The organism is Streptomyces sp. LUP30 (assembly GCF_001746365.1).
In the GTDB taxonomy this organism is placed as follows: domain Bacteria; phylum Actinomycetota; class Actinomycetes; order Streptomycetales; family Streptomycetaceae; genus Streptomyces.
This window is the reverse complement of sequence record NZ_MJAJ01000007.1, coordinates 202,828-226,356: the sequence shown is the minus strand read 5'-3', so window position 1 is coordinate 226,356 and position 23,529 is coordinate 202,828. Positions and strand designations below refer to the sequence as shown.

Below are 23,529 nucleotides of genomic sequence, written 5' to 3'. Positions count from 1 at the left end.
TCGTCACCCGTGCCGTCCGTCCGGCGGCGGCTCGGGGCGCTGTCGGCCCTGCCGTCGGCCGTCCTGCCGTCATCCGGCCCCCAGCGGCGGGGCCGGGCGGCCGCCCGCGTCCAGGTACGACTGGGGCGGGTTCAGACGCTGACCGGGGAAGCCGCCCTTCTCGTACTTCAGGAGCTTCTTCGCCTTCTCGGGGTCCGTCTCGCCCTCGCCGTACGCCGGGCAGAGCGGGGCGACGGGGCAGGCGCCGCACGCCGGCTTGCGGGCGTGGCAGATGCGGCGGCCGTGGAAGATCACGTGGTGCGACAGCATCGTCCACTCGCTCTTCGGGAACAACGCGCCGACGGCGGCCTCGATCTTGTCGGGCTCGGTCTGCTCGGTCCAGCGCCAGCGCCGCACGAGTCGCTGGAAGTGGGTGTCCACGGTGATCCCGGGCCGGCCGAACGCGTTGCCCAGCACGACGAACGCGGTCTTGCGACCGACGCCGGGCAGCTTCACCAGGTCTTCCAGCCGACCGGGGACCTCACCGCCGAACTCCTCCACCAGGGCCTTGGAGAGGCCTATCACCGACTTGGTCTTGGCCCGGAAGAAACCGGTGGGCCGGAGGATCTCCTCGACCCTCTCCGGGTCCGCGGCCGCCAGGTCCTCGGGGGTGGGATACGCGGCGAACAGGGCGGGGGTCGTCTGATTCACCCGGAGGTCGGTGGTCTGGGCGGACAGGACGGTCGCGATCACCAGCTGGAAGGGGTTCTCGAAGTCGAGTTCGGGGTGGGCGTAGGGGTAGATCTCGGCGAGTTCGCGGTTGATGCGGCGGGCGCGGCGCACGAGAGCGGTGCGCGACTCCGGCTTGCCGACGGCGACTTTCGCCGCTGCCGGCTTCTCGACGACGCCGTTCTCCGCACCGCCTTTTCCGGCGGCCTTCTTCGCGGCGGCCTTCTTCGCAGCCGGCTTCGATGCAGGCTTCTTCGCGGCGACCTCGGTGACCGCGGGCTTGTCGGCGACCTTGCCGACCGCGGCTTTCCCGGCGGTCGTCCCAGCGTCGTCGGCCGCTTTCTTCGCAGGCATCTCGTTCGTCACCTTTGCCGTTTTCCTACCACCACCGGAGCCCTGTTCGCCCACAGCGGAAACGCGACGTGCAACCACCCGCCCAGCCCCCTCGGCCTGTGCTCTCACCGGCGTTTTGGACACTCGGCCAGCCTAAAGCCCGACACGGACATCCGCCCCGGACCCTGAAGATCGGCCCCCAATTGGACCCCTGCCGCTTACCCCAGGACACGTGTGCGGCATCCTTGTGACAGATCACACTGTTTGGACCGCCCGGCAAAACGGGGAACACGGACCCCTGGTACGCGGGGAGCAAGATTCCCTGAGCAGGTCGACAAGGAGAGAACTCGTGGACGACGTCCTGCGGCGCAACCCGCTCTTCGCGGCCCTCGACGACGAGCAGGCCGCCGAACTGCGCGCCTCCATGAGCGAGGTGACCCTGGCCCGTGGCGACTCCCTGTTCCACGAAGGCGACCCCGGCGATCGGCTCTACGTCGTCACCGAGGGCAAGGTCAAGCTCCACCGCACGTCCCCGGACGGCCGGGAGAACATGCTGGCCGTGGTGGGCCCCAGCGAGCTGATCGGAGAGCTGTCGCTCTTCGACCCGGGCCCGCGCACGGCGACCGCCACCGCCCTCACCGAGGTCAAGCTCCTCGGTCTCGGCCACGGCGACCTCCAGCCCTGGCTGAACGCCCGCCCCGAGGTGGCCACCGCGCTGCTGCGCGCCGTCGCCCGGCGTCTGCGCAAGACCAACGACGCCATGTCGGACCTGGTCTTCTCGGACGTCCCCGGTCGCGTGGCCCGCGCCCTGCTGGACCTCTCCCGGCGCTTCGGCGTGCAGTCCGAGGAGGGCATCCACGTCGTCCACGACCTCACGCAGGAGGAGCTCGCGCAGCTCGTCGGCGCGTCGCGCGAGACCGTGAACAAGGCGCTCGCCGACTTCGCCCAGCGCGGCTGGCTGCGCCTGGAGGCGCGCGCGGTCATCCTGCTCGACGTGGAGCGACTGGCCAAGCGGTCGCGCTAGCGCCCGCCCGACCCCGCCCATGACCGAAGCGGTTTCCTCCCGAGGCCTCGACGCCCAGGGATACATCGCCCGCGAGGGCTCCCTCGCGCGCGTGACGCACGATTTCCAGCCGGTCGTCGCAGCGGCCCGGGAGCGGATCCCGGGCCTCTTCGGGGACCGGCTGCACAGCGCGTACGTCAACGGCTCGATTCCCCGCGGCACCGCGCGCGTGGGACGCAGTGACGTCGACCTGCTGCTCGCGCTGAGCGAGGAGCCCTCCGAGGCTGACCGGGCCGCGGGACGAGCCCTGATCGAGGGCCTCGACGAGGAGTTCCCGCAGATCGACGGCGGCGGAACGCTGCTCTTCAGCCGTGCCCGCCTGCTGAGCGATCTGGAGCGGCACGACCTGGGGTTCTTCATCGCCTGCCTGTGCACCCCGCTCCTCGGCGAGGACCTCGCCGAACGCCTGCCCCGCTACCGCCCCGACGCACTGCTCGCGCGCGAGACCAACGGCGACCTCGCCCTGTTGCTGCCGCGCTGGCGCGAGCGCATCGCCTCGGCGGACGACTCCGAGGCGGCTCTGCGGCCTCTGGTGCGCTTCATGTCCCGGCACCTCGTCCGCACGGCGTTCACCCTCGTCATGCCCCGCTGGAACGGCTGGACGAGCGACCTGCACGAGATGGCGGACGCGTTCGGCGCGTACTACCCCACGCGCGCGGAGCAGGTTCGCACGGCTGCCGCCCTCGGATACGGCCCGCGGGGCGACCGCGCCGTTCTCTCCTCGTACGTGGACGACCTCGGTCCCTGGCTCGCCGACGAGTACGCGCGCGTGCACGGCGTGAAGGCCCGCAGGCCCGAGGAGGGCTAGGACGGGGCTCTAGATGAGCCCGTGCTCCGTCAGGTACTCCAGCTGGGCGCGCACCGACAGCTCCGCCGCCGGCCACAGGGAGCGGTCGACGTCGGCGTACACATGGGCGACGACGTCGGCGGGATCGGTGCGGCCGTTCTCGACGGCCGTCTCGACCTGGGCGAGCCGGTGGGCGCGGTGGGCGAGATAGAACTCGACCGCGCCCTGGGCGTCCTCCAGGACCGGTCCATGGCCCGGCAGGACGGTGTGGACGCCGTCGTCGACCGTCAGGGACCTCAGCCGCCGCAGGGAGTCCAGATAGTCGCCCAGGCGGCCGTCGGGATGCGCGACGACGGTCGTGCCGCGGCCGAGGATCGTGTCCCCCGTCAGAACGGCCTGGTCGGCCGGGAGGTGGAAGCACAGGGAGTCGGCGGTGTGCCCCGGCGTCGGCACGACCCGCAGCTCCAGGCCGCCCACGCTGACCACGTCCCCGGCGGCCAGGCCCTCCTCGCCCAGCCGCACCGCCGGGTCCAGGGCCCGCACCTTCGTGCCGGTCAGTCCGGCGAAGCGGACGGCGCCCTCGGCGTGGTCGGGGTGGCCGTGCGTCAACAGGGTCAGGGCGACGCGCTTGCCGGCCCGCTCGGCGGTGTCGACGACCGCGCGCAGATGGCGCTCGTCCAGCGGCCCCGGGTCGATCACGACGGCCAGCTCGGAGTCGGGCTCGGCGACGATCCAGGTGTTCGTGCCGTCCAGGGTCATCGCGGACGCGTTCGGCGCGAGGACGTTGACCGCGCGCGCGGTCGCGGGGCCCGAGAGGACTCCGCCTCGCGGCTGGCCGGGGAGGGCGGCTGCGTCGGTCATGCGGGAAGGCCTTCCATCGGGCGTCGTCCGAGTGTCGTCGGGCCGAGCGGAGCATCCCGCCGCGGATCCGGGACGAGCCGGTGGCCCGGGACGGGGACGGCGCGGGCGCTCGGGGCCGTCATACGGGGCCTGCCCCGGGTGCGGCGGCCGGGATGTGCTTGGTGAACTCGTCGTGCCCCGGCCAGGACAGCACGACCACGCCGTCCTCCAGGCGGGCCTCGGCGAGGACCGGGCTCAGGTCGCGGTCGGGGGCCGCGGCGAGCGCCTGCGCCGCCGTGGCGTACGGGACGAGCCGGCGCAGCGTCGCGATGGTGGGCGGCATCATCAACAGCTCGCCCCTGTCGTACGCGGCCGCCGCGTCCGTCGGGCGGATCCACACCGTGCGGTCGGCCTCCGTGGACGCATTGCGGGTGCGCTGGCCCTCGGGGAGCGCGGCCACGAAGAACCAGGTGTCGTAGCGCCGCGACTCGAACTCGGGAGTGATCCAGCGCGTCCAGGCGCCGAGGAGATCGGAGCGCAGCACCAGACCGCGCCGATCGAGGAACTCGGCGAAGGACAGGTCGCGGGCGGCCACCGCTGCCCGGTCGGCCTCCCAGTCGGCGCCCGTGGTGTCGCTGACCACCGAGTTCGGGGTCGGTCCCGCGAGCAGGACGCCGGCCTCCTCGTACGTCTCGCGCACGGCCGCGCAGACGATCGCCTGGGCCGCCGTCTCGTCGACGCCCAGACGTTCGGCCCACCACGCGCGCGTGGGGCCCGCCCAGCGGACGTGCCCGTCGTCGTCACGCGGGTCGACACCGCCGCCGGGATAGGCGTACGCGCCTGCGGCGAAGGCCATGGAGGCGCGTCTGCGCAGCATGTGGACGACGGGGCCGCCGTCGGTGTCCTTCAGGAGCATGACGGTGGCCGCGCGCTTGGGGGCGACCGGGGTGAGCGTGCCGTCCGCGAGCGCCCGGATGCGTTCCGGCCAGTCCTGGGGGAACCACTGCCCATTCGCCATGGGCGCGAGGCTATCCCGTGGCGCGCGAATGTTCGAGAGGTACCCGAGGTCAGGGCACGTCCAGGGGACTCCCTCGACGTCCTGGGAAGCCCTTCGGAGGGCCCCTGAAGGGCCGCGGAACACGTCCGCGGCTCTCCACGTCCCGAAAGGCCGCCCGTACCGCTACGGGACGAGTTCCACCTGGATCTCGACCTCGACCGGCGCGTCCAGCGGCAGCACGGCGACGCCCACCGCGCTGCGCGCGTGCACGCCCTTGTCGCCGAAGACCTCGCCCAGCAGTTCGCTCGCGCCGTTGAGGACGGCGGGCTGGCCGGTGAAGTCCGCGGCCGACGCCACGAAGCCGACGACCTTCACCACGCGCGCGACGCGGTCCAGGTCGCCCGCCACCGACTTGACGGCGGCCAGGGCGTTCAGCGCGCAGGTGCGGGCCAGCTCCTTGGCCTCCTCGGGGGTGACCTCGGCGCCGACCTTGCCCGTGACCGGCAGTTTGCCCTCCACCATGGGCAGCTGGCCGGCCGTGTACACGTACGGGCCGGACTGCACCGCGGGCTGGTAGGCCGCCAGGGGCGGCACGACCGCCGGCAGGGTCAGTCCCAGCTCGGCGAGCCTCGCCTCGACCGCGCTCACGCCTTCGCCCGCTTCAGGTACGCGACGAGCTGCTCCGGGTTGTTCGGACCGGGCACGACCTGGACGAGCTCCCAGCCGTCCTCGCCCCAGGTGTCCAGAATCTGCTTCGTCGCGTGGACGAGCAGCGGCACGGTTGCGTATTCCCACTTGGTCATGGGGGCGACTGTATCCGCTGTCACCGGAGGGGCTGTTCCCCAGGCCATGTGGCCGATTGCCGCCCCCGTTGTCCACAGCCTCCCGGTTGCCTCGGGCGCCGACTGGTTACGCTCGAAGACGTGAGCAGGCTCCAGGTCGTCAGCGGCAAGGGCGGGACCGGCAAGACGACGGTCGCCGCGGCCCTCGCGCTTGCCCTCGCCACGGCGGGGAAGCGCACGCTTCTCGTCGAGGTGGAGGGCCGGCAGGGCATCGCACAGCTCTTCGAGACAGAGGCGTTGCCCTATGAGGAACGCAAGATCGCCGTAGCGTCGGGTGGCGGGGAGGTGTACGCCCTCGCCATCGACCCCGAACTGGCCCTTCTGGACTACCTCCAGATGTTCTACAAACTGGGGGGCGCCGGACGGGCCCTGAAGAAGCTCGGCGCCATCGACTTCGCCACCACGATCGCGCCCGGTCTGAGGGACGTGCTCCTCACCGGCAAGGCGTGCGAGGCGGTACGGCGCAAGGACAAGAACGGGCGGTTCGTGTACGACTACGTCGTCATGGACGCTCCGCCCACGGGTCGCATCACCCGCTTCCTGAACGTCAACGACGAGGTGGCGGGGCTGGCCAGGATCGGCCCGATACACAATCAGGCACAGGCCGTGATGCGGGTGCTGAAGTCGCCGGAGACGGCCGTGCACCTGGTGACGCTGCTGGAGGAGATGCCCGTCCAGGAGACCGCCGACGGCATCGCCGAGCTGCGGGCCGCGAAACTGCCGGTGGGCCGGGTCATCGTCAACATGGTGCGCCCCGAGGTGTTGGACGAGGACGGGCTGGAACTCGTACGGACCGTGACGCGTTCTTCTGTCGCCCGGTCGTTGTCCACGGCGGGGCTGGGCGGGGCGCGCCGCGGCGGGCGCGCCGAGCGGCTGGTGGATCCGCTCCTGAAACAGGCCGAGGAGTACGCGGAGCGGTACGCGCTGGAGCACGAGCAGCGCGCGGTCCTGGACGAGCTGGGCCTGCCGTTGCACGAACTGCCCTTGTTCGCCGAGGGAATGGACCTCGCGGGCCTGTACCAGCTCGCCACCGAACTGCGGAATCAGGGGATCGCATGAGTGCGGACCAGACCCACGACCAGGGAAGCAGCACCCGGCGCCGTCTCTCTCCCGCGCCCGTGCTGGAGCTCGACCCGCTGCTCGACGACCCGACGACCCGCATCGTGGTCTGCTGCGGCTCGGGCGGCGTCGGCAAGACGACGACGGCGGCGGCGCTGGGGCTCAGGGCGGCCGAACGCGGCCGCAAGGTCGTCGTCCTCACCATCGACCCGGCACGCCGGCTCGCACAGTCCATGGGCATCGACTCGCTGGACAACACCCCGCGCCGGGTGAAGGGCGTCGAGGGGGACGGCGAACTGCACGCGATGATGCTCGACATGAAGCGCACCTTCGACGAGATCGTCGAGGCGCACGCGGACCCGGGCCGGGCCGCCGCGATCCTGAGCAACCCGTTCTACCAGTCCCTCTCGGCGGGATTCGCGGGCACGCAGGAGTACATGGCGATGGAGAAGCTGGGCCAGCTCCGCGCGCGGGACGAGTGGGATCTGATCGTCGTCGACACCCCGCCGTCCCGCTCGGCGCTGGACTTCCTGGACGCGCCCAAGCGGCTCGGGTCGTTCCTGGACGGCAAGCTGATCCGCGTCCTGCTCGCCCCGGCGAAGGTGGGCGGCCGCGCGGGGATGAAGTTCCTGAACGTCGGGATGTCGATGATGACCGGCGCGCTGGGCAAGCTGCTCGGCGGGCAGCTGCTGAAGGACGTGCAGACGTTCGTGGCGGCGATGGACTCCATGTTCGGCGGCTTCCGTACGCGCGCGGACGCCACGTACAAGCTGCTCCAGGCACCCGGAACGGCGTTCCTGGTGGTGGCGGCTCCCGAGCGGGACGCGCTGCGGGAGGCCGCGTACTTCGTGCAGCGGCTGGCCGCCGAGGACATGCCGCTGGCCGGTCTGGTGCTCAACCGCGTCCACGGCAGCGGCGCCGCCCAGCTGTCCGCCGAGCGGGCGCTCGCCGCAGCGGAAAATCTTGAAGAGCCCGGCATTGTGGATCAGGACGGCGGGAAGGCTGGACTTCGTAACTCTCCCGAAACGCAAGGCAGTTCAGAATCATCCGCACCCGATCCGGAGCGCGGCGCCCCCACCGACGCAGACCGGACCATCGACGCAGACCAGGCCACCCACGCGGCCCGGACGGCGAACCCCGGCAGGGCCACACACCCCGGCACGGACACCGACACGACTGCGGACGGCGGCGACTCGCCCGACGCCACGGGCACCCACGCGGACCCGGCGGCGACGGACGCCGACGGGACGGCGGCGTCCGAGGCGGAGCGGGCCGTGGACGGCCTAACCGCAAGCCTGTTGAGGCTGCATGCGGAACGCATGCACCTGCTCTCCCGAGAGCAGCGCACGCGTGACCGCTTCACCGCACTCCACCCGGAGGTGGCGGTGACCGAGGTGGCCGCACTGCCCGGAGACGTGCACGACCTGACGGGGCTGCGGGACATCGGGAACCGGCTCGCGACCGAGCGGCCGGAGCTGCCCGAGGCTGCCGAAGCCTGAGCCGAGGTCTGAGCCGAGGTCTGTGCTCAGCCCACCGCCGCGTAGTTCTCGTACATCTGGTCGTCGTCGAGCGGCAGGATGCCCGCCCCACGCTCGTACTCCGAACGCGCCGTCTCCAGGAGCCGGCGCCAGGACGTCACCGTCGGACGCCTGCGCAGCAGTGCGCGGCGCTCGCGCTCCGTCATGCCTCCCCACACGCCGAACTCGACGCGGTTGTCGAGCGCGTCCGCCAGACATTCGGTGCGTACCGGGCATCCGGTGCACACCGCCTTGGCCCTGTTCTGCGCTGCTCCCTGAACGAACAGTTCATCCGGATCGGTAGTGCGGCAGGCAGCCTGCGCACTCCAGTCGGTTACCCAGCCCATACCGGCGCCGTCCTCTCCCGAATCGAGGCTCCCCCACGGCGGCAGCGGCATATTCACCGCCGCCAGTTGAGGACGTTACGGAAGGTGGGCACAGCGCAACACCCCCTTCGGGCCCAATCTTGAATGGCCCGAACGGACTATGGGTAAGCGGCAGATCACCCGGGGGAGTGAGCCCGCGACATATATGACTTTCCCGACAAACGGGACAGTTCACCTGAGTCACAACGGACGCCGAGTGACACACAAGGCGGATTTGGACACGCCCCCAACAAAAACCCGGGGAACATCCGGAACGATTCGGGGTCACCGGACGTATTGATACGTAGCCCTGCTGCTGTGACAGTTGAGAGCAGCTTAGGCCAAGGCATTGACGCGTGTCCGGCGAATCAGAACGTAGGCTGCCCTCATGCCAAAGAAGCGCTCGGGCGGTGGTCTGTCGCCAACGCAGCAGGCCGCCAAGTTCCTCGGTGTCAGTGTGCTCGCGGGAGCGGTGCTGGCCGGTATCGCCCTGCCCGCGTTCGGCGTGCTGGGCCTCGCCGCCAAGGGATCGGTGGAGTCGTTCGACGAACTCCCGGTCAACCTCAAGACGCCGCCGCTGAGCCAGCGCACCGCGATCCTCGACTCCGAGGGCGGCCAGATCGCCACGGTCTACTCCCGTGACCGCACGGTGGTCGACCTGAAGAACATCTCGCCCTACATGCAGAAGGCGATCGTCGCGATCGAGGACTCGCGCTTCTACAAGCACGGCGCGGTCGACCTGAAGGGCGTCCTGCGCGCGCTCAACAAGAACGTGCAGAGCAGCGGGGTCGCCCAGGGCGCCTCCACGCTCACCCAGCAGCTCGTGAAGAACGTCGCGATCGAGGAGGCCGGTGACGACCCGACGAAGGTCGCCCAGGCCACGCAGCAGACCATCGGCCGCAAGATCAAGGAACTGAAGTACGCGATCCAGCTCGAGGAAGAGCTCAGCAAGAAGAAGATCCTCGAGAACTACCTGAACATCACGTTCTTCGGCGAGCAGGCCTACGGCGTCGAAGCGGCCTCGCAGCGCTACTTCTCCACGCACGCCAAGTCCCTCACCCTGCCGCAGGCGGCCCTGCTGGCCGGCATCGTCCAGTCGCCCAGCCGCTACGACCCCGTCAACGACGAGGCCGAGGCCACCAAGCGCCGTAACACCGTGCTGGCACGCATGGCCGAGGTCGGCGACATCTCCGAGGCCGAGGCGGCCGTGGCGCAGAAGGCCCCGCTGGGCCTGAAGGTCAAGAAGCCGAAGAACGGCTGCATCACCGCCGTCCAGGGCGCGAGCTTCTTCTGCAAGTACGTGGAGCGCGTCTTCCTCAGCGACCCGGTCTTCGGCAAGACCAAGGAGCAGCGGGCGAAGATCTGGAACCAGGGCGGCCTGACGATCCGCACCACGCTCGAACCGCAGGCCCAGAAGTCCGTCCAGTCCTCGCTCAAGGACCACGTCTACAAGTCGGACAAGGTCGCGGGGGCCGCCACGCTCGTCGAGCCCGGCACCGGCAAGATCCTCGGAATGGGCCAGTCGAAGCCCTTCGGCTACGGCAAGAACGAGACCGAGTACAACTACTCGGTCGGCTCCTCCATGGGCGGCTCGAACTTCGGGTTCCCGACCGGATCGACCTTCAAGCCGTTCGTGGCCGCGGCCGCGCTGGAAGAGGGCCGGCCGCCGAACCAGGAGTACTCGTCGCCGTACCAGATGCAGTACCCGAGCCCGGTGCAGACCTGCGCCAGCAAGCCGTGGGTCAACACCAACAACGAGAAGCTGGAGAACGAGAGCGAGTCCGAGAAGGGCCCCTTCCAGCTGAGGAAGGCCATGGAGCTCTCGGTCAACACCTACTTCGTGCAGATGATCTCCGACATCGGTCTGTGCCCCGTGGTGAAGATGACCGACGCACTGCACGTCGTGCAGGGCAACGGCGACAAGCTGCCCGAGGTACCCGCCATCGCCCTCGGATCCAAGGGCATCTCCCCGCTGACGATGGCCACCGCCTATGCCGCCTTCGCCTCGCGCGGCATGTACTGCACCCCGATCGCCATCGAGTCGATCACCCAGAAGGTCGGCGACCAGAAGAAGTCGCTGGAGGTCCCGAAGTCCACCTGTTCCCGGGCCATGTCCGAGAAGACCGCGGACACCGTCAACACCCTGCTGAGCGGCGTGGTCGACTCCGGCACCGGCAAGCAGGCCGGCCTGTCCGGCCGGGACAACGCCGGTAAGACGGGTACGACGGACTCCCGCAAGAACGCCTGGTTCGTCGGCTACACCCCGAAGCTCTCCGGCGCCGTCTGGGTCGGCAGCGCCACCCAGAAGGTCGAGATGACCAACATCTGGATCGGCGGCCACTTCCACGACCAGGTCTACGGCGGCGACACCCCCGGCCCGATCTGGCGCGACGCCATGACCGGCGCCCTGGAGGGCAAGGATTCCGGCCAGTTCAACCTCGTCAGCATCCCGAACCCGCCCGACAAGAAGGGCGACAAGGGCAATGGCGACGGGAACGCCAACGGCGGCAACAACCAGGACGACGGCGGCAACGGCGACGACGGCGGCTTCCTCACCGGCCTGCTCACCAACGGCGGCAACAGCAACGGCGGCAACTCGACCGCCGGCGACGGGGGCGGGTTCTTCCAGGGCCAGAGCAACGGAAACGCCAACGGCGGCCGACGCGGCTGACACCGGCTCCGACACGCAAGTCGAACGGTCCCTGGCACCACCCTTCCGAAGGGGGTGTCAGGGACCGTTCGTCGTTCGTCGTTCCGTTCGGCTTACGCCACGCCATGAGACGCGACGCCGTGGCCGGCGAGGCCGGGGCCAGCGAGCGGCCGGGGTCAGGGAGCGGCGGGGTCGTGGCGGAGGTCAGCCCGCGAGGTGCTTCTTGACGGCGGCGGCGACCCGGCCGCCCTCCGCCAGACCGGCCACCTTGGGGTTCACGATCTTCATGACGGCGCCCATGGCCCGCGGCCCCTCGGCGCCGCCCGCCTTCGCCTCCGAGACGGCCTGGGCGACGATGCCGTCCAGCTCCTCGTCGCTGAGCTGCTTGGGCAGGTACGTGGCGAGGAGCTCGCCCTCCGCCTTCTCCCGCTCGGCCGACTCGGCGCGACCACCCTGCGCGAAGGCGTCCGCGGCCTCACGCCGCTTCTTCGCCTCCTTGGTGATCACCTTCAGGACCTCGTCGTCGGAGAGCTCGCGCTTCTGCTTGCCCGCGACCTCTTCCTTGGTGATCGCGGCGAGCGTCAGCCGGAGGGTCGAGGAGCGGAGCTCGTCGCGCTCCTTGATCGCGGCGTTGAGGTCTTCGTGCAGCTTCGACTTGAGCGTGGTCATGGGTCTGATTGTCGCAGGTGCGGACGTCCGCACGCCCGCCGATTTAAGGGGCGGCGAGGCAAAGGGGGTTGGCGGCGTCTGACACGATGGACGTATGCGCGCGCGATACGGAGTACCTCTGTCCATTGCTGCGGCCGGCGCCGCCGGTCTGGCGTACGCGGCGGGTTTCGAAGCCCGCTCCTTCCGCCTCCGACGGGTCACCGTCCCCGTCCTGCCTGCCGGGATGCGTCCACTGCGTGTGCTGCACGTCTCCGACATCCACATGGTCGGCGGTCAGCGCAAGAAGCAGCGCTGGCTGCGCTCGCTGGCCGGTCTGCGCCCCGACTTCGTGATCAACACGGGCGACAACCTGTCCGACCCCGAGGGCGTCCCGGAGACCCTGGACGCGCTGGGCCCCCTGATGGAGTTCCCGGGCGCGTACGTCTTCGGCTCGAACGACTACTACGGCCCGAAGCTGCGCAATCCCGCCCGCTATCTCCTCGAGAAGACGCAGGGCCGCCACGGCCTGAACGGCAACCCGCCCGCGACGAACGTCGTCCACAACCCGTGGGAGGACCTGCGGGACGGTTTCGACGCGGCGGGCTGGCTGAACCTGACGAACACCCGGGGCGTGCTGAAGATCGAGGGCGCGTCGGTGGAGCTGACGGGCCTGGACGACCCGCACATCAAGCGCGACCGCTACGCCCGCGTGGCCGGCGGCCCGTCGGCGTCGGCCGACTTCTCCATGGGCGTGGTGCACGCCCCGTACCTGCGGGCCCTGGACCCGTTCGCGGCCGACGGCTACCCCCTGATCCTGGCCGGACACACCCACGGCGGCCAGGTGTGCATCCCCTTCTACGGAGCCCTGGTCACCAACTGCGACCTGGACACCGACCGCGTGAAGGGCCTGTCGACGCACACGGCGGACGGACGCACCTCCTACCTGCACGTCTCGGCAGGCTGCGGCGCGAGCCGCTACACCCCGATCAGGTTCGCCTGCCCGCCGGAGGTGACGCTGCTCACGCTGGTGGAGAAGCAGTAGGAGCGAAGGCGAAGGCCGCACCAGGACCCCAGGGCGGGGCGTCCCTCGAACAGCCCACCCGTATCGCCCGTTTCGTCCCCCTTGCCTAGCGTGAGGGCATGACCGCGCCGATACCCAGGGACATCCCGGATCTGCCTAGGATTCCGCGGACCCACGCGCTCCTCCTCTCCTCCGTCCCCGCCTCAGCGGTGGTGACCCCCGTGCGCCGCCCACTGGCCGCCGCCCTCCGCCTGCTGCTGGCAGGCACCGCGGCGGCCGGCGTGACCCTCGCCTTCCTGCTCGGCAGTCCGCTGCGGGTCCTGAGTCACTTCGCGATCCAGAGCAACATCCTGCTGGCCCTGGTCACCCTGCTGTCCGCCCGCCGCGCATGGACCGCCCGCCGACCGCTCCCCGCGGCCCTGACGGGGGCCGCGCTGCTGTACGTCGCGATCACCGGCCTGGTGTACCACCTGCTCCTGGCCGACGCCTCCGTCCCCTTCTCGGTCACCAGCACCAACACCGCCCCCACGGGCTGGCACGCGGTCGCCGGTCACCTCCTCCACACGCTGACACCGGTGGCCGCTGTCCTGGACTGGCTGCTCCTGACGGCGCCGGGTCGCATGCGGCTACGCCGGGCCGCGACCTGGATGCTCTATCCGGTCGCCTACCTGGCCTTCACCCTCGCCCGCGCCCAGCTCATCACCGCGGGCACCCCAGGCCGGTATCTCTACCCGTTCCTCGACGTCGAGGCCCACGGCTACAGGCACACCCTGGCCAACGCCCTCCTGCTCGGGCTCTCCTTCTACGCCCTCGCAGTCGTCCTCGTAGCCCTCGACCACGTCCGCCCGAACCCGATCACTCACCGCATCAAAACCGGATTTCGTCTCCAGCCACCAGTGGGCTAAAGTAAACGACGTCGCCGCGACAAGCAGGACAAGCAGCGACATCGGGGTGTAGCGCAGCTTGGCAGCGCGCTTCGTTCGGGACGAAGAGGTCGTGGGTTCAAATCCCGCCACCCCGACACAGGTCAGAGGCCCATTCACGTGATCGTGAATGGGCCTCTGTCGTGCGTACAGCAGCGGAGTACAGCAACCGCTATGACTCTGGTTGGCCCTCCTTGGCCGCCTGCTCTTCCGCCTTCTTCTGCTGCTTGCGCTTGCCCTTCTTTTCCTTCCCTTCCTTCTTCTGCTTGCTGCCGCCGAGTGCCTTTCCGAGCTTGCGGAGCGCCCGGCGGGTATCGGCGGAAGGTACGTGGGTGTAGACCTCCATCGTCACCGCGATCTCGGAGTGGCGAAGGATCTGCATCGCGATCCGCGGGTGGACGTCGAGCGCGGCCAGGAGCGAGGCGCAGGTGTGGCGGGTGTCGTGCACGCGGATACGGCGGACGCCGGCGCGCTCACAGCGGCGGTCGAACTCGCGGGTGAAGTTCCTCGGCTCGACCGGGGTGCCGTAGCGGGTGGTGAAGACCATGTCCGATTCGGTCCAGAGATCCTCGGCCCGCTCCTTCGCCGCCTGCTGTTCCTTCTGCCGGAGGCGGAGGGCGGTCAGGCAGATGTCCGGCAGCGGGAGCACCGCCTCAGAAGCCTCCGTCTTGGCCGTGTCAGTGTGCAGGAGACGCCGGCGGACCCGCTGAAGCTGATGACGGATGTGCAGCTCCCCCGTGTCAAGGTTCACGTCCGACCAGGTGAGGCCGAGCACCTCCCCCTTGCGCAGGCCCAGGACGAGGATCAGCGAGTAGGCGCAGTACAGGTAGTCGCGCCAGAGCTGAGCGTTCTCCAGGAAGCTGCATGCCTCCTCGACCGACCAGGGCTCGGGCCGCTTACGCCGGGCCCGCTGGACCTTGACGAGCTGGGCGACGTTCTTCGAGATGCGCTCCTCGACCATGGCGTTGGTCAGCGCGCTGCGGAGGATCGTCCGGGCGTCGTTGACCGAGCGCTTCGAGAGGGTCTGTCGGCAGCACTCCCCCTTGGCGCAGCACCGCCAACTCTCCTCGGGCCGCTTGGCGTCCTTGCCCTGGGCGCAGCACTGGCAGGTGTCGGCGAGCTTGTTGAGCCAGCTCCGCATGTCCTGAACGGTCAGCCGGTCCAGCCTCTTTGAGCCGAGGAGCGGCACGATGTAGAGGCGTACGGTCGTCTCGTAGGTGGCGGCGGTCAGCGGCCGGAGGTTGGGCTCCACGACTTCCTTGAGCCAGTACGCGAGGTACTGCGCGAGGGTCGGTGTGTTGGTCGCGACCGACCCCTTCTTGGCTTCGTTGTGGAGCTTGAGCCACTTCTCATGGACGTCTTTGCGGGTCGGTCCATAGACGTACTTCCGCTTGCGGTTGCCCTCCGGGGTGGTGACCCAGGCGTAGGCCGCGTAGCCGTTCCGGTAGATGTAGATCGATCCTTCGCCATTGCCTCGCTTGCCGCTCACGCGGACCACCTTTCGGATTCGTCGGCGTAGCGGTTCACGTAGTCGTCCACCCAGGCCGGGAGGATGCGGCGGTTGCGGCCGATCTTGACGGAACGGATCTCGCCGGTGAGGACGAGCATCTTCGTCTTGGACAGGCTGAAGCCGAGCATCTCGGCGACCTCAGCCGTCGTGTGCCACTTGCGGTGAAGCGTGGCCGTGGTCATGGAGTCGCTTCTCCTTCTCCCTCGGGCGCAGGGTTACGTGAGGCGGCGAACAGAATTTCTGCGGCAGTGAGGCCGGTACCGGCGAAGCGCCAGTGCGAGAGGACAAGCACTGTGTCCGGGTCCGGGAGAGGGTGGCCGGCCAGGGCCGCGCGTTCGCGGGTGAGTGCTTCGTTGTGGTCGGCGCGTTCCTGGCGGAGGGCACCGAGGGTGACGGAGTAGGCGCGGGACTTGGTGGAGAAGTGGCCGCGGAAGCCGAGCATGTGGGCCCACTTGCGCAGCCGGAGTTCTTCGAGTTCTGGCAGTCCTCCGAGGTGCCAGCAGGTGAGGATCATCTGTCGGGCGTGGTTGGTGACGTCGGCCCCGATGAGATCGGTGATGGGGTTGCGGATCGGGCGGTCGATGGTGCCGGTCGCGCTTTCCGCTCCCTTGGTGGCGTACTTGGCGATGTAGGCAGCGACGGCCCGGCTGGTCAGGTCGGTGGCTCCGGTGAAGTCGGCGGAGCGGATGGGGCGGATGTCGAGCTGTTCGCCGAAGCGGAAGGTGTGGGTGCGGTCGTCGAGGATCGGTCCGGGGGTCTCGGCGAGCTGGACGGCCGAGCGGATCGCGTCGGTGAGGAGTTCTGTCGTGGCCCAGACGGGCGGGGAGTCCTCGGCACCCTCGGGGCCGTCGAGGCGGATCACGGCATGGAAGTGCACGGCTCCGCGTCGCTGGTACTCGGCGACCTTGGCGTAGGAGAGCTTGAGGCAGTGGCGCAGTTCGGAACGGGTGATGTCCGCGCGGGAGGCGATCTGTTGGCGCAGGTAGGTGGTGAAGCGGGCCCAGAGGGCACCGGCGTGCGCGTTCCAGAGGACGGCGTCGCGGTAGTCGTAGCGCTCCGGGTTCAGCGGGGTTCCGAGGGCGGGGTCGTCGTCCGGGTGGAGGCGTCCGCAGCGGCAGCGACCGCCGCCCGGCCGATTGTGGACGGGGCCAAAGGACGGGGCGGTGAAGGTGGCGAAGACGCGGGGGTGTTGGGCGACAGCCGGGTCGATCCCCTTGCCGCCGCTCAGGCCAGCCGTGACGAGGTGGTACGTGTCCTTGCGGTAGACCTCGGCGCAGGCGGCACAGCGGGTCGCGCGGCGGTTGTTGCAGCGGATGAGGAGTTGTCCGGCGGGAAGGTCGCGGTCGACGACTTCGCGAACGATTTCGCCGGTTGCCGCGTGGACGTCGAGGCGGTGGCCCTCCATCCGGACGGGCCGCTCGCAGCCGCCGAGCCGCTGAACCTGGTGTGCGTAGGCGCTGAGGTCACCGTGCTGGGCGAGGGCTGCCAACTGGCGAATGGCTCCGGTGGGAGCCTCGGGGCGCATGTGCGGGTTCCTCCTTGGAGGGGCGGAAGTTCGGGACGGACACCTGGCCTGCATAGGGGGCTAGACAGCGTGGGTAGGCCGGGATGCTGCGCAGATGAGGTCAGCGGCAGTCGCTCTGAGGATCGAGCGGATGACGACGGCGCAGATGGCCACGGAAGCGGCGGTGATGGCCACGGCGAGGAGCATGGAGACCAGGACAGCGCCGACAACCAGGACCAGGGCTCCCCCGCCGGCGGCGAGGGTGAACACGCTGCCCGGGGCGAGTTGGACCGTCGGCCGGTTGGAGACGGGAGCCGCCTGTACCGGGGCGGGCGCGTAGGCGGCGGGCTGGCAGGCCGACGAGGCGTAGGTCGTCGTGGGCGTGCTGGTGGGGATCGGTGCGGTGTCCGGGCGGGGGTACTTGGGGGTGAACACGGGGCGGTCCCTTCGGTGGTCAGTCGAGGAGCGTGGCGACGGCGGGGGCGAGGACGCTGTTGGCGACGAGGTAGCCGCCGAGGAGGAGCAGGGCGACCAGCCACCACGGCGGGCGGGCGAGCTGGATGCCGAGGACGGCGACGACGAGCACGGCGAACCAGAGCGGGACGGTCATGGCAGCGGTCTCCTGTCAGGCCTTGCAGCGGTGGGTGCGGGCGGCGAGTTCGGCGGCGGCGCGGCTGTCGTACTCGGTGGAGAAGTCGCAGCGGGGTGCAGTGCAGGCCGCCAGGTGGCGGTTACGGCCGCGGGCGATGTACGAGGCGACCTGTACCGGGCCGATGCGGCGGACGTTGCGGAAACGCGGGTTCACGGTGTTCGTCCCTTCTCAGAGGTGAGCGGCGACAGAGGCCGTCATGGACGGAGGCAGGCCGAGCCGGGCGCGGACGTCGTCGGGGTCGGCGACGAGGCCGGTCGTGGCACGGTGTTGCTCGGCCAGGGCTTGGGCGCGGTCGATGAGGGCGGGCGGCAAGGTGACTGCCGGGGCTGCGGGAGCCGCGACCGGCGCGGACGTTGTGGGCGACTCCGTGTGGGGGTCCGGCTCGGCGGCCGGTGCCGGAAGCGCGTCACGGTCGGGGGCGTCGACCACCGTCGGGACGGGGTCCGGTTCACCGTCCGTCTCGGGGATCGCGGCGACCGGCAGCGAGTCGACGATGCGTGGTGTGTGGGCGAGGAGGGTTCCGCCGAAGAACGCGACGGCGGGCCAGCCGGCCACCACGACGCGGAGCGACGCCGGGACGTCGTCCAGGTCGAGGAGCCCGGCGGTGGCGATGTTGGCCCCGAGGGATGCGGCCAGGGCGATGAGGAACCACAGCCGCGGTCCCCCGGCCGGTTGGCCGGCGTGCTGCTGTTCGCGCATCCGGCGCCAGGCGGCGACGAGCAGCAGGTCGACGGAGACGGGATAGGCCCATGCCTTCCAGCCACCCTGTCCGGCCGCGTCGGCGAGGTCGTGAAGGTGCGAGAAGGACAGGGCGCCCGCAATGACGGCTTGGACGATCACGGCGTCCACACGGGCCAACTGGGCGCGCATCGGATCGGGTTCCTTCCTGTTCGAGGCATGGGAGGGGTAGGGAGTTGGCGTGAGGCGGTCACGCCGACCGTGGGGAGGGTGGTGCGGCTACTCGGTCACCGGGCGGGCGGTAGGCACGCCGGCCGGGGTGAGCGCCTTGGAGGACTCGACGGCGACGACGGACCGGAAGGAGTCGAGGCGGGGCAGTTCCGGCACCAGCGCGGCCGTGTCGCGGCAGATGGCCGCCGCCTCGTCGAGGGACAGGTGCGGTGAGCGGGCGCGGGACCAGCCGCCGGAGGAGTCGCCGACGATGGCGACGCCGGGCCGTTCGGCCGGGATGGAGGTGGCGGCGAGAGCCGCTTCCGGGGAGATGTCGGCGAGCGCCATGTTCGCCGAGGACTCGTCATTGACCCGGTGGCAGATGCGGCCGGTGAGCTGGGCGCGGAGCATGGTCGCGCCCTTTCCGAGTTCGGAGCCGAAGCGCTGCCCGCACACTTCGAGGTAGATGCCGGCCGCACGGCCGAGCTGGGCGATCCGGATCAGCTTGGTGACCATGGCGTCGCGTCGCTTCTCGTCGTCGCGGCTCGCGGCGAGGAAGAGTTCCGCGACCTCGTCGACGACGACCACGACCGGCACCGGCCTTACCGCGTCCGGCAGCCCCCACACGTCCGAGGTGAGGACAGCGTCCGGGCCCGCAGCGGACGAGAGACCGATGAGACGGAACCGTGCCTCCATCTCTTCCAGCAGGACGTCAAGGAGTTCGTTCGCACGGTCCGGAGTGTCAGCGAGCGCGGACAACCGGGGTGCGAACGGAGCCAGTTCGACTCCCCATTTGCAGTCGACCCCGACGAGCACGACCCGTTGCCGGGCAAGGCCGCACACCAGGTTCCGCAGGTAGACAGATTTGCCCGACTGCGTCGCTCCGAGGATGAGTTCATGCGGCACAGCACGGAAGTCCCGTACGTGCCACCGTCCGTCATCCCGAAGCGCCAGCGGGAGGGTGAGCGGCCCGCGCTGCTTCCACCGCCGTGCGGGCTGCACATCGGAGAGCACGTCCCAGCCGATCAAGCGCAGTTCGAGCCAGCCCGGCTTGGTCGGGCGGATGTGCACAGCGTGTGCCGCCCAGGCGTGGCGCAGCCGGTCGGCCGAGGCCATGAAGTCCTCGGGAGCCTGCCCGGTCGCCATGCGCAGCCGCATCACGAGCCCGGACCCTGTCGGCCACGGCAGCGACCGCCGAGGAGGGACGGGAGCCGCCTCCCGCCCGATCATCCGGGCCGTGGCCCGACGGACGGCCGAGGCCGGGACCGTCAGGCCGCAGGCGTCCATCGTGGCCCGGTAGGTGGTGAGCACGCGAAGCGCGACGAACGGATAGCCGACCAGCCACCAGAACGCGACCGGTGCGTGCCGGCGCAGGACGAACACGGCGACGAGTGCCAGCAGGCACAGCGCCAGCGTCCATACGGGGTTGGTCATGGCGTTCAGCCCTGCACCGGAGCCGGTGCGTTGACCATGACCGCGTCCGCGCGGTAGGCGATGCCGTGACGCATGCGCCCGCCGAACTCGCTCTCCCACGGTCGGGCGATGAGGCCGGGCAGGATGACCGGAGCTCCCATCACCAGGCCCTCACCGATGCCCTTCTCGGGAACGGTGACCTTGATCATGTCCGAACCGCCCGCCGCGATGAACACCAGCTCCAGCACCATGAGCCGGTCGTTGGTCACCGGGTCGATGGCGATTTCACCGGTCTGACGGTCCTTCACCTTGACCTCAGGCAGCTTGGTGACGAGGAGCGTCGCAGCGGAGACATCTACGGGGATTACACGCATTTCGTGAACCTCACTTGGTGGCGATGCGTTCAGCCCGCACCGCTTGAGTCTGGATACCCCCCTAGACATCAGAGGGGCCACCCGCCTGACTGTCTAGGGGGGTTGACGACTACGTTAGACCGATGGACCGTCAACTGTCTAGGGGGGTAGGCAAGCTGGCCCTCAGGCTGCGCTTCTTCCGCGACTTCAGCAGGCGCAGTGGTGACTCAAGCGCGCACGCGGGCAGCTGGGCGACTCGATGGCTGCGGCACAACCTCCTCACGCCGCCTGCTCTGCGGCACGACGAAGGCCCAAGCGCCTCATGCACCGCATTGCTCGCCGGGGGCTTGGCTATCCTCCCTTCACTGAAATTGATATAGCGGCAATATTCAGCGGCGAGCGGCACCCTCTAACCGTTGGCCAAGGATGAGATACAGAGCCTACGCCAGACGAGTGGCAGCCTCTCGTCACTAGCGCGTACAACTCCCTGAGGTGACCGTCGCTCACAGGCCGCCGGCACAACGATCCCAAATCAGGCGGCAGCGAACAGCCACAGCCACCCACAAGGCGTCTGACGTGGACCCATATCCGATACGCGCGCGCCCGAGGATACGAAACCGCTACCGAGACCTTCACGGCCAGTGCCGATTACACGAATCTCAGACCACCCTTACCTGAGGTAAGGCTTTCGCAACTCACTCAGCACCTGTAAGTTCTCAGGGCTAAGCACCGGATCGGTCGAAAGCGAGAAAATCGTGCGACGCAATCGCTTCAACAGTCAGCGGTCCACTCTTGCCGTTCTGGGCATGGCTTTCGCCCTGTGCGCTTTGACCCCAGCATCCGCCGATGCCATTTCGCTCGATTTCCCGACGCCGGTTTGCCATAAGTCTCCATTCAAAGCGACAGGCGCAGGCTACCCGCCGGAGGTCGCCTTTGAGACATACAACGAAGATGTCGTCAAGGAATCTCGGATCTACCAGATCTATGGCCGCGGAAAGGCCGCCTGGGAGGACATATTCAACAGCAGCAGCCAGCTATGGGCACACGGCTGCGGAGGCGGTCTGGCACGAGTCGAAATCCCGGATTCCAACAGCGACTACCAGACAGCGCGGTTCATTTTTCCTGATTCGACTCTGTTCCTGGAACTGAATGAGCGGGGGAGAGGCGTCGAAACTCACGGCGAGATCAACAAGAAATACGGTTCGATGGGGTTCGAAAACAGCTTCCTCAAACTGCCACTCAATGATGAGACGCGCACACCGAACAAGCCGGGCGCGTTCAACCATTTCCAGACCGGATCGATCTACTGGTCTCCTTCAACCGGCGCACACGAAATCCACGGAGCGATTCGCGACAAGTGGGCAGCCATGGGCTGGGAGAACAGCCAACTAGGATTCCCAACATCTGACGAGACGCGCACACCGAACAAGCCGGGCGCGTTCAACCATTTCCAGACCGGATCGATCTACTGGTCTCCTTCAACCGGCGCACATGAAGTCCACGGAGCGATTCGCGACAAGTGGGCAGCCATGGGCTGGGAGAACAGCCAACTAGGATTCCCAACATCTGACGAGTTCGCGATCCCTGGTGGCAGGAGGAGTCTCTTCACCACACGCGATAACTACCCTCGCTCGGGTTACCACACCACCTACGGCATTGACTGGACCCCAACGCGCGGGGCCTGGGCTTGGAGCAACACCCTGCCAAACCTCTAGTTTGCTAGGCCAACTAGAACATCATCCAGTGCAGGACAGTGGCATCATCCTTCGCTTTGCCACGGGGCCAGCGGCGGCCGTGAGGATCGCCAGCCTCAGCTTTCCTCACGTGGTGGATCAGTTCATTCGGCCCGAAGGAGTTGAGGACGGACAACGTCCCTTCCCAGGTAGCGATGCCAAAGGAGTCGACAAGTCGCGTCGCACCGTCACTTAGCAGCGTTATGGACGCCAGTTTCTTGAGCGGTACCACCCCGGTTAGGGCGTGCTCGGCCGCTTGCGCATCGGGCCCGGCAATCCAGAAGCCGCCCGGCCGATTGCGGAGCCCCGTAAGGGCGTCCCGGTACCGGGCCAGGGCTGCAGCATGTTGGGGTGAGCCCGTGAGCAGTTCGTCGACTGGACCACGGAGCCGCTTGCCGGCCTCGTCCAGGCGCTGGTCAGTGATGGCTGTCGTCTTCCCGTCCTGGTCGGCCAGAAGAAGGGTCGAGTCGCCGAGTACGAGGTATTCGAGAGCTCCCGCGTCGACCCGGACGGCGACGACCGTACTGGTCGGACTGCCCCGATAGGTCAGATCGCAACCGTCCTCATGCAGCGACCGGACAACGCGGATCGAGTCAGCCAGGCACTCAGCGAGCGGCCGGGTGGGGTGCGCCGTGATGGTACTCAGCAGCAGCCCGCCCAACGTCGAGGAGAACCAGGCGATGCCGTGCGTGCACCCGGTATCTGCCCCGGCAACCCCGGCCCCGTCGAGGAGGACGGCCGCCCCGGCAGCAGCGGCGGCGAAGTCCTCGTTCGCCTGGCCGGGTTCGGCGGGCAATGAGGCGAGGGCGACGTTCACGCCGTCGTCTCCTCGTCGTGCCGGTAGATCGGGGTGAGCAGTTCGACGGATTGCGGTTCGTCCGTCTCCGGGTCGTACTCAACGCTCACCAGCGTGGAGAAGTGATGCTCTCCCACCTGACCCCAGAGCGTGTTCAGGTCGGAGGCGAGCAGCTGGACGACGCCGAGGGAGCCCGCGGTGTGGATGCCGGCGATCGCGAGTACGGAGCCGTTGCCGTCCGGGCGGGGCAACCTGCCGAGGTATCCGACGTCGTGCGAGCGCTGCGGCTCGGTGTCCGCTCCCGCGCGATAGGCCGTGCCGGTACGCCTGTCCACCAGCGCCCACGGTTCGTCGTCGGGGTGTTCCCAGCTGAGGACGGGATCCTGCGCGTAGAGGTCGCTCATGGTCCGCGACATGCCCGGTCCGCAGACGACGACCAGGCCGTCACGGTTGAGGTCGACCTCACCGCTCACCAGGACGTGGCCGGAACTGACGTCGAGCCCGTATGACTTGGCCAGCTCTTCGAGCCGCCTGCCGGAGTTCACGTCCGCCATGGCGACGACAGGGCGCTTCTTCTCGTCGTCCCACCGCAGCGGAGTCACGACCGTGACGGCGCCCGCGCCGAGGAACGCACCCTCGGGCGCCGGGCCTGTGTGGCGGATCTGGTGAATCCGCCCGCGGCTCAGGCCGGCCTTCTCGGCGATCTGCGCGTACGACAACCCCTGCGAGTGGAGGTCCTGAACGACACGACGGCGGAGCCGGGCGAGTTCGGTCACCTCCTGCTGCGCGTCGGCCAAACGTGTCGTGACCTCACGCAGAAGCAGGTACGGATCATCGATCGCCATGATCCGCTGCAACTCGTCCGACATGACCACACCTCCTAGAAGTAACCAGGAGTCTAGGGCCCTAGACGGAACGGGCGGGAGT

At 69.1% G+C, this 23,529-nt stretch carries 26 protein-coding genes and 1 tRNA gene; 9 read left to right on the top strand and 18 right to left on the bottom strand.

Translation table 11 applies throughout. The features are described from left to right. Positions 1-69: 69 nt before the first annotated feature. The gene (gene nth, locus BG482_RS09220; protein WP_069768495.1) at positions 70-1,062 is read right to left on the bottom strand and encodes an endonuclease III; all 993 of its coding nucleotides are present in this window, start codon (positions 1,060-1,062) and stop codon (positions 70-72) included. A gap of 328 nt (positions 1,063-1,390) precedes the next feature. Here nth and BG482_RS09215 point away from each other — a divergent pair, with 328 nt between their 5' ends. Both BG482_RS09215 and BG482_RS09210 read left to right on the top strand, forming a co-directional pair. Then, positions 1,391-2,065: a Crp/Fnr family transcriptional regulator gene (locus tag BG482_RS09215; protein ID WP_020129286.1), complete on the top strand. Its 675-nt coding sequence runs from the start codon at positions 1,391-1,393 to the stop codon at positions 2,063-2,065. Positions 2,066-2,084: 19 nt separating this feature from the next. Next, positions 2,085-2,912, top strand: a complete 828-nt coding sequence (locus BG482_RS09210; RefSeq protein ID WP_069768409.1) for a nucleotidyltransferase — start codon at positions 2,085-2,087, stop codon at positions 2,910-2,912. A 9-nt stretch (positions 2,913-2,921) separates the two neighbouring features. Here BG482_RS09210 and BG482_RS09205 read toward each other — a convergent pair whose 3' ends face one another. The 4 genes from BG482_RS09205 to BG482_RS42455 form a co-directional block, all read right to left on the bottom strand. After that, positions 2,922-3,752 carry an MBL fold metallo-hydrolase gene (locus tag BG482_RS09205; protein ID WP_069768408.1) on the bottom strand — a complete coding sequence of 277 codons (831 nt, stop codon included), beginning with the start codon at positions 3,750-3,752 and terminating at the stop codon, positions 2,922-2,924. Positions 3,753-3,870: 118 nt separating this feature from the next. Further along, on the bottom strand, positions 3,871-4,749 hold the full coding sequence (locus BG482_RS09200) for an NUDIX domain-containing protein (RefSeq protein ID WP_069768407.1): 879 nt from the start codon (positions 4,747-4,749) through the stop codon (positions 3,871-3,873). 162 nt (positions 4,750-4,911) lie between these two features. Further along, on the bottom strand, positions 4,912-5,376 hold the full coding sequence (locus tag BG482_RS09195) for a RidA family protein (protein ID WP_069768406.1): 465 nt from the start codon (positions 5,374-5,376) through the stop codon (positions 4,912-4,914). Then, positions 5,373-5,531, bottom strand: coding sequence for a DUF4177 domain-containing protein (locus BG482_RS42455; RefSeq protein WP_020129281.1), 159 nt, complete (start codon positions 5,529-5,531; stop codon positions 5,373-5,375). Before BG482_RS42455 ends, BG482_RS09195 begins: the two co-directional genes overlap by 4 nt. Before the next feature lie 120 nt (positions 5,532-5,651). Between BG482_RS42455 and BG482_RS09190 the strand changes: the two genes are divergently transcribed. Both BG482_RS09190 and BG482_RS09185 read left to right on the top strand, forming a co-directional pair. Beyond that, the gene (locus tag BG482_RS09190) at positions 5,652-6,629 is read left to right on the top strand and encodes an ArsA-related P-loop ATPase (RefSeq protein ID WP_069768405.1); all 978 of its coding nucleotides are present in this window, start codon (positions 5,652-5,654) and stop codon (positions 6,627-6,629) included. Next, positions 6,626-8,128, top strand: a complete 1,503-nt coding sequence (locus BG482_RS09185) for an ArsA family ATPase (RefSeq protein WP_069768404.1) — start codon at positions 6,626-6,628, stop codon at positions 8,126-8,128. Before BG482_RS09190 ends, BG482_RS09185 begins: the two co-directional genes overlap by 4 nt. Before the next feature lie 26 nt (positions 8,129-8,154). On the opposite strand, the gene wblA is transcribed toward BG482_RS09185, so the two are convergent. Then, a complete protein-coding gene (wblA, locus tag BG482_RS09180; RefSeq protein ID WP_069768403.1) occupies positions 8,155-8,493 on the bottom strand; it encodes a transcriptional regulator WblA in 339 nt (112 codons plus the stop codon). A gap of 406 nt (positions 8,494-8,899) precedes the next feature. On the opposite strand from wblA, the gene BG482_RS09175 reads away from it, so the two are divergent. Continuing rightward, positions 8,900-11,182 (top strand): transglycosylase domain-containing protein, encoded by a 2,283-nt coding sequence (locus tag BG482_RS09175; protein ID WP_069768402.1) that lies wholly within the window; start codon positions 8,900-8,902, stop codon positions 11,180-11,182. A 183-nt stretch (positions 11,183-11,365) separates the two neighbouring features. Here BG482_RS09175 and BG482_RS09170 read toward each other — a convergent pair whose 3' ends face one another. Continuing rightward, positions 11,366-11,830 carry a GatB/YqeY domain-containing protein gene (locus BG482_RS09170; protein WP_069768401.1) on the bottom strand — a complete coding sequence of 155 codons (465 nt, stop codon included), beginning with the start codon at positions 11,828-11,830 and terminating at the stop codon, positions 11,366-11,368. A 94-nt stretch (positions 11,831-11,924) separates the two neighbouring features. Here BG482_RS09170 and BG482_RS09165 point away from each other — a divergent pair, with 94 nt between their 5' ends. From BG482_RS09165 to BG482_RS09155, 3 genes are all read left to right on the top strand, one after another. Further along, positions 11,925-12,851: a metallophosphoesterase gene (locus BG482_RS09165; RefSeq protein WP_069768400.1), complete on the top strand. Its 927-nt coding sequence runs from the start codon at positions 11,925-11,927 to the stop codon at positions 12,849-12,851. A gap of 98 nt (positions 12,852-12,949) precedes the next feature. Beyond that, positions 12,950-13,735, top strand: coding sequence for a Pr6Pr family membrane protein (locus BG482_RS09160; RefSeq protein WP_069768399.1), 786 nt, complete (start codon positions 12,950-12,952; stop codon positions 13,733-13,735). A gap of 42 nt (positions 13,736-13,777) precedes the next feature. Further along, positions 13,778-13,851 (top strand) — tRNA-Pro (locus tag BG482_RS09155). A gap of 74 nt (positions 13,852-13,925) precedes the next feature. Here BG482_RS09155 and xerC read toward each other — a convergent pair. The 9 genes from xerC to BG482_RS09115 form a co-directional block, all read right to left on the bottom strand. Beyond that, positions 13,926-15,251, bottom strand: coding sequence for a tyrosine recombinase XerC (gene xerC / locus BG482_RS09150; protein ID WP_218108780.1), 1,326 nt, complete (start codon positions 15,249-15,251; stop codon positions 13,926-13,928). After that, the gene (locus tag BG482_RS09145; protein ID WP_069768398.1) at positions 15,239-15,445 is read right to left on the bottom strand and encodes a helix-turn-helix domain-containing protein; all 207 of its coding nucleotides are present in this window, start codon (positions 15,443-15,445) and stop codon (positions 15,239-15,241) included. Before BG482_RS09145 ends, xerC begins: the two co-directional genes overlap by 13 nt. Then, positions 15,442-16,788: a replication initiator gene (locus BG482_RS09140; protein ID WP_069768397.1), complete on the bottom strand. Its 1,347-nt coding sequence runs from the start codon at positions 16,786-16,788 to the stop codon at positions 15,442-15,444. Before BG482_RS09140 ends, BG482_RS09145 begins: the two co-directional genes overlap by 4 nt. Before the next feature lie 60 nt (positions 16,789-16,848). Continuing rightward, positions 16,849-17,202, bottom strand: coding sequence for a SpdD protein (locus BG482_RS09135; RefSeq protein ID WP_069768396.1), 354 nt, complete (start codon positions 17,200-17,202; stop codon positions 16,849-16,851). Positions 17,203-17,221: 19 nt separating this feature from the next. Then, positions 17,222-17,377: a hypothetical protein gene (locus tag BG482_RS43860; protein ID WP_167467581.1), complete on the bottom strand. Its 156-nt coding sequence runs from the start codon at positions 17,375-17,377 to the stop codon at positions 17,222-17,224. A gap of 15 nt (positions 17,378-17,392) precedes the next feature. Further along, entirely contained in the window at positions 17,393-17,572 is a 180-nt protein-coding gene (locus tag BG482_RS09130; RefSeq protein WP_030795965.1) for a mobile element transfer protein, read from the bottom strand. Between the two features lie 15 nt (positions 17,573-17,587). Beyond that, positions 17,588-18,289, bottom strand: a complete 702-nt coding sequence (locus BG482_RS09125; RefSeq protein ID WP_069768395.1) for a DUF2637 domain-containing protein — start codon at positions 18,287-18,289, stop codon at positions 17,588-17,590. Positions 18,290-18,376: 87 nt separating this feature from the next. Beyond that, positions 18,377-19,741, bottom strand: coding sequence for an FtsK/SpoIIIE domain-containing protein (locus tag BG482_RS09120; RefSeq protein WP_069768394.1), 1,365 nt, complete (start codon positions 19,739-19,741; stop codon positions 18,377-18,379). Between the two features lie 5 nt (positions 19,742-19,746). Beyond that, positions 19,747-20,094 carry a hypothetical protein gene (locus tag BG482_RS09115; protein WP_069768393.1) on the bottom strand — a complete coding sequence of 116 codons (348 nt, stop codon included), beginning with the start codon at positions 20,092-20,094 and terminating at the stop codon, positions 19,747-19,749. A gap of 785 nt (positions 20,095-20,879) precedes the next feature. Here BG482_RS09115 and BG482_RS45055 point away from each other — a divergent pair. Beyond that, the gene (locus tag BG482_RS45055) at positions 20,880-21,788 is read left to right on the top strand and encodes an LGFP repeat-containing protein (RefSeq protein WP_176741333.1); all 909 of its coding nucleotides are present in this window, start codon (positions 20,880-20,882) and stop codon (positions 21,786-21,788) included. Positions 21,789-21,801: 13 nt separating this feature from the next. Here the strand turns inward: BG482_RS45055 and BG482_RS09110 are convergent, their stop codons facing one another. Then, the gene (locus BG482_RS09110; protein WP_069768392.1) at positions 21,802-22,623 is read right to left on the bottom strand and encodes an integrase; all 822 of its coding nucleotides are present in this window, start codon (positions 22,621-22,623) and stop codon (positions 21,802-21,804) included. Beyond that, on the bottom strand, positions 22,620-23,471 hold the full coding sequence (locus BG482_RS09105) for a sigma factor-like helix-turn-helix DNA-binding protein (RefSeq protein WP_069768391.1): 852 nt from the start codon (positions 23,469-23,471) through the stop codon (positions 22,620-22,622). Before BG482_RS09105 ends, BG482_RS09110 begins: the two co-directional genes overlap by 4 nt. Between the last annotated feature and the right edge of the window lie 58 nt (positions 23,472-23,529).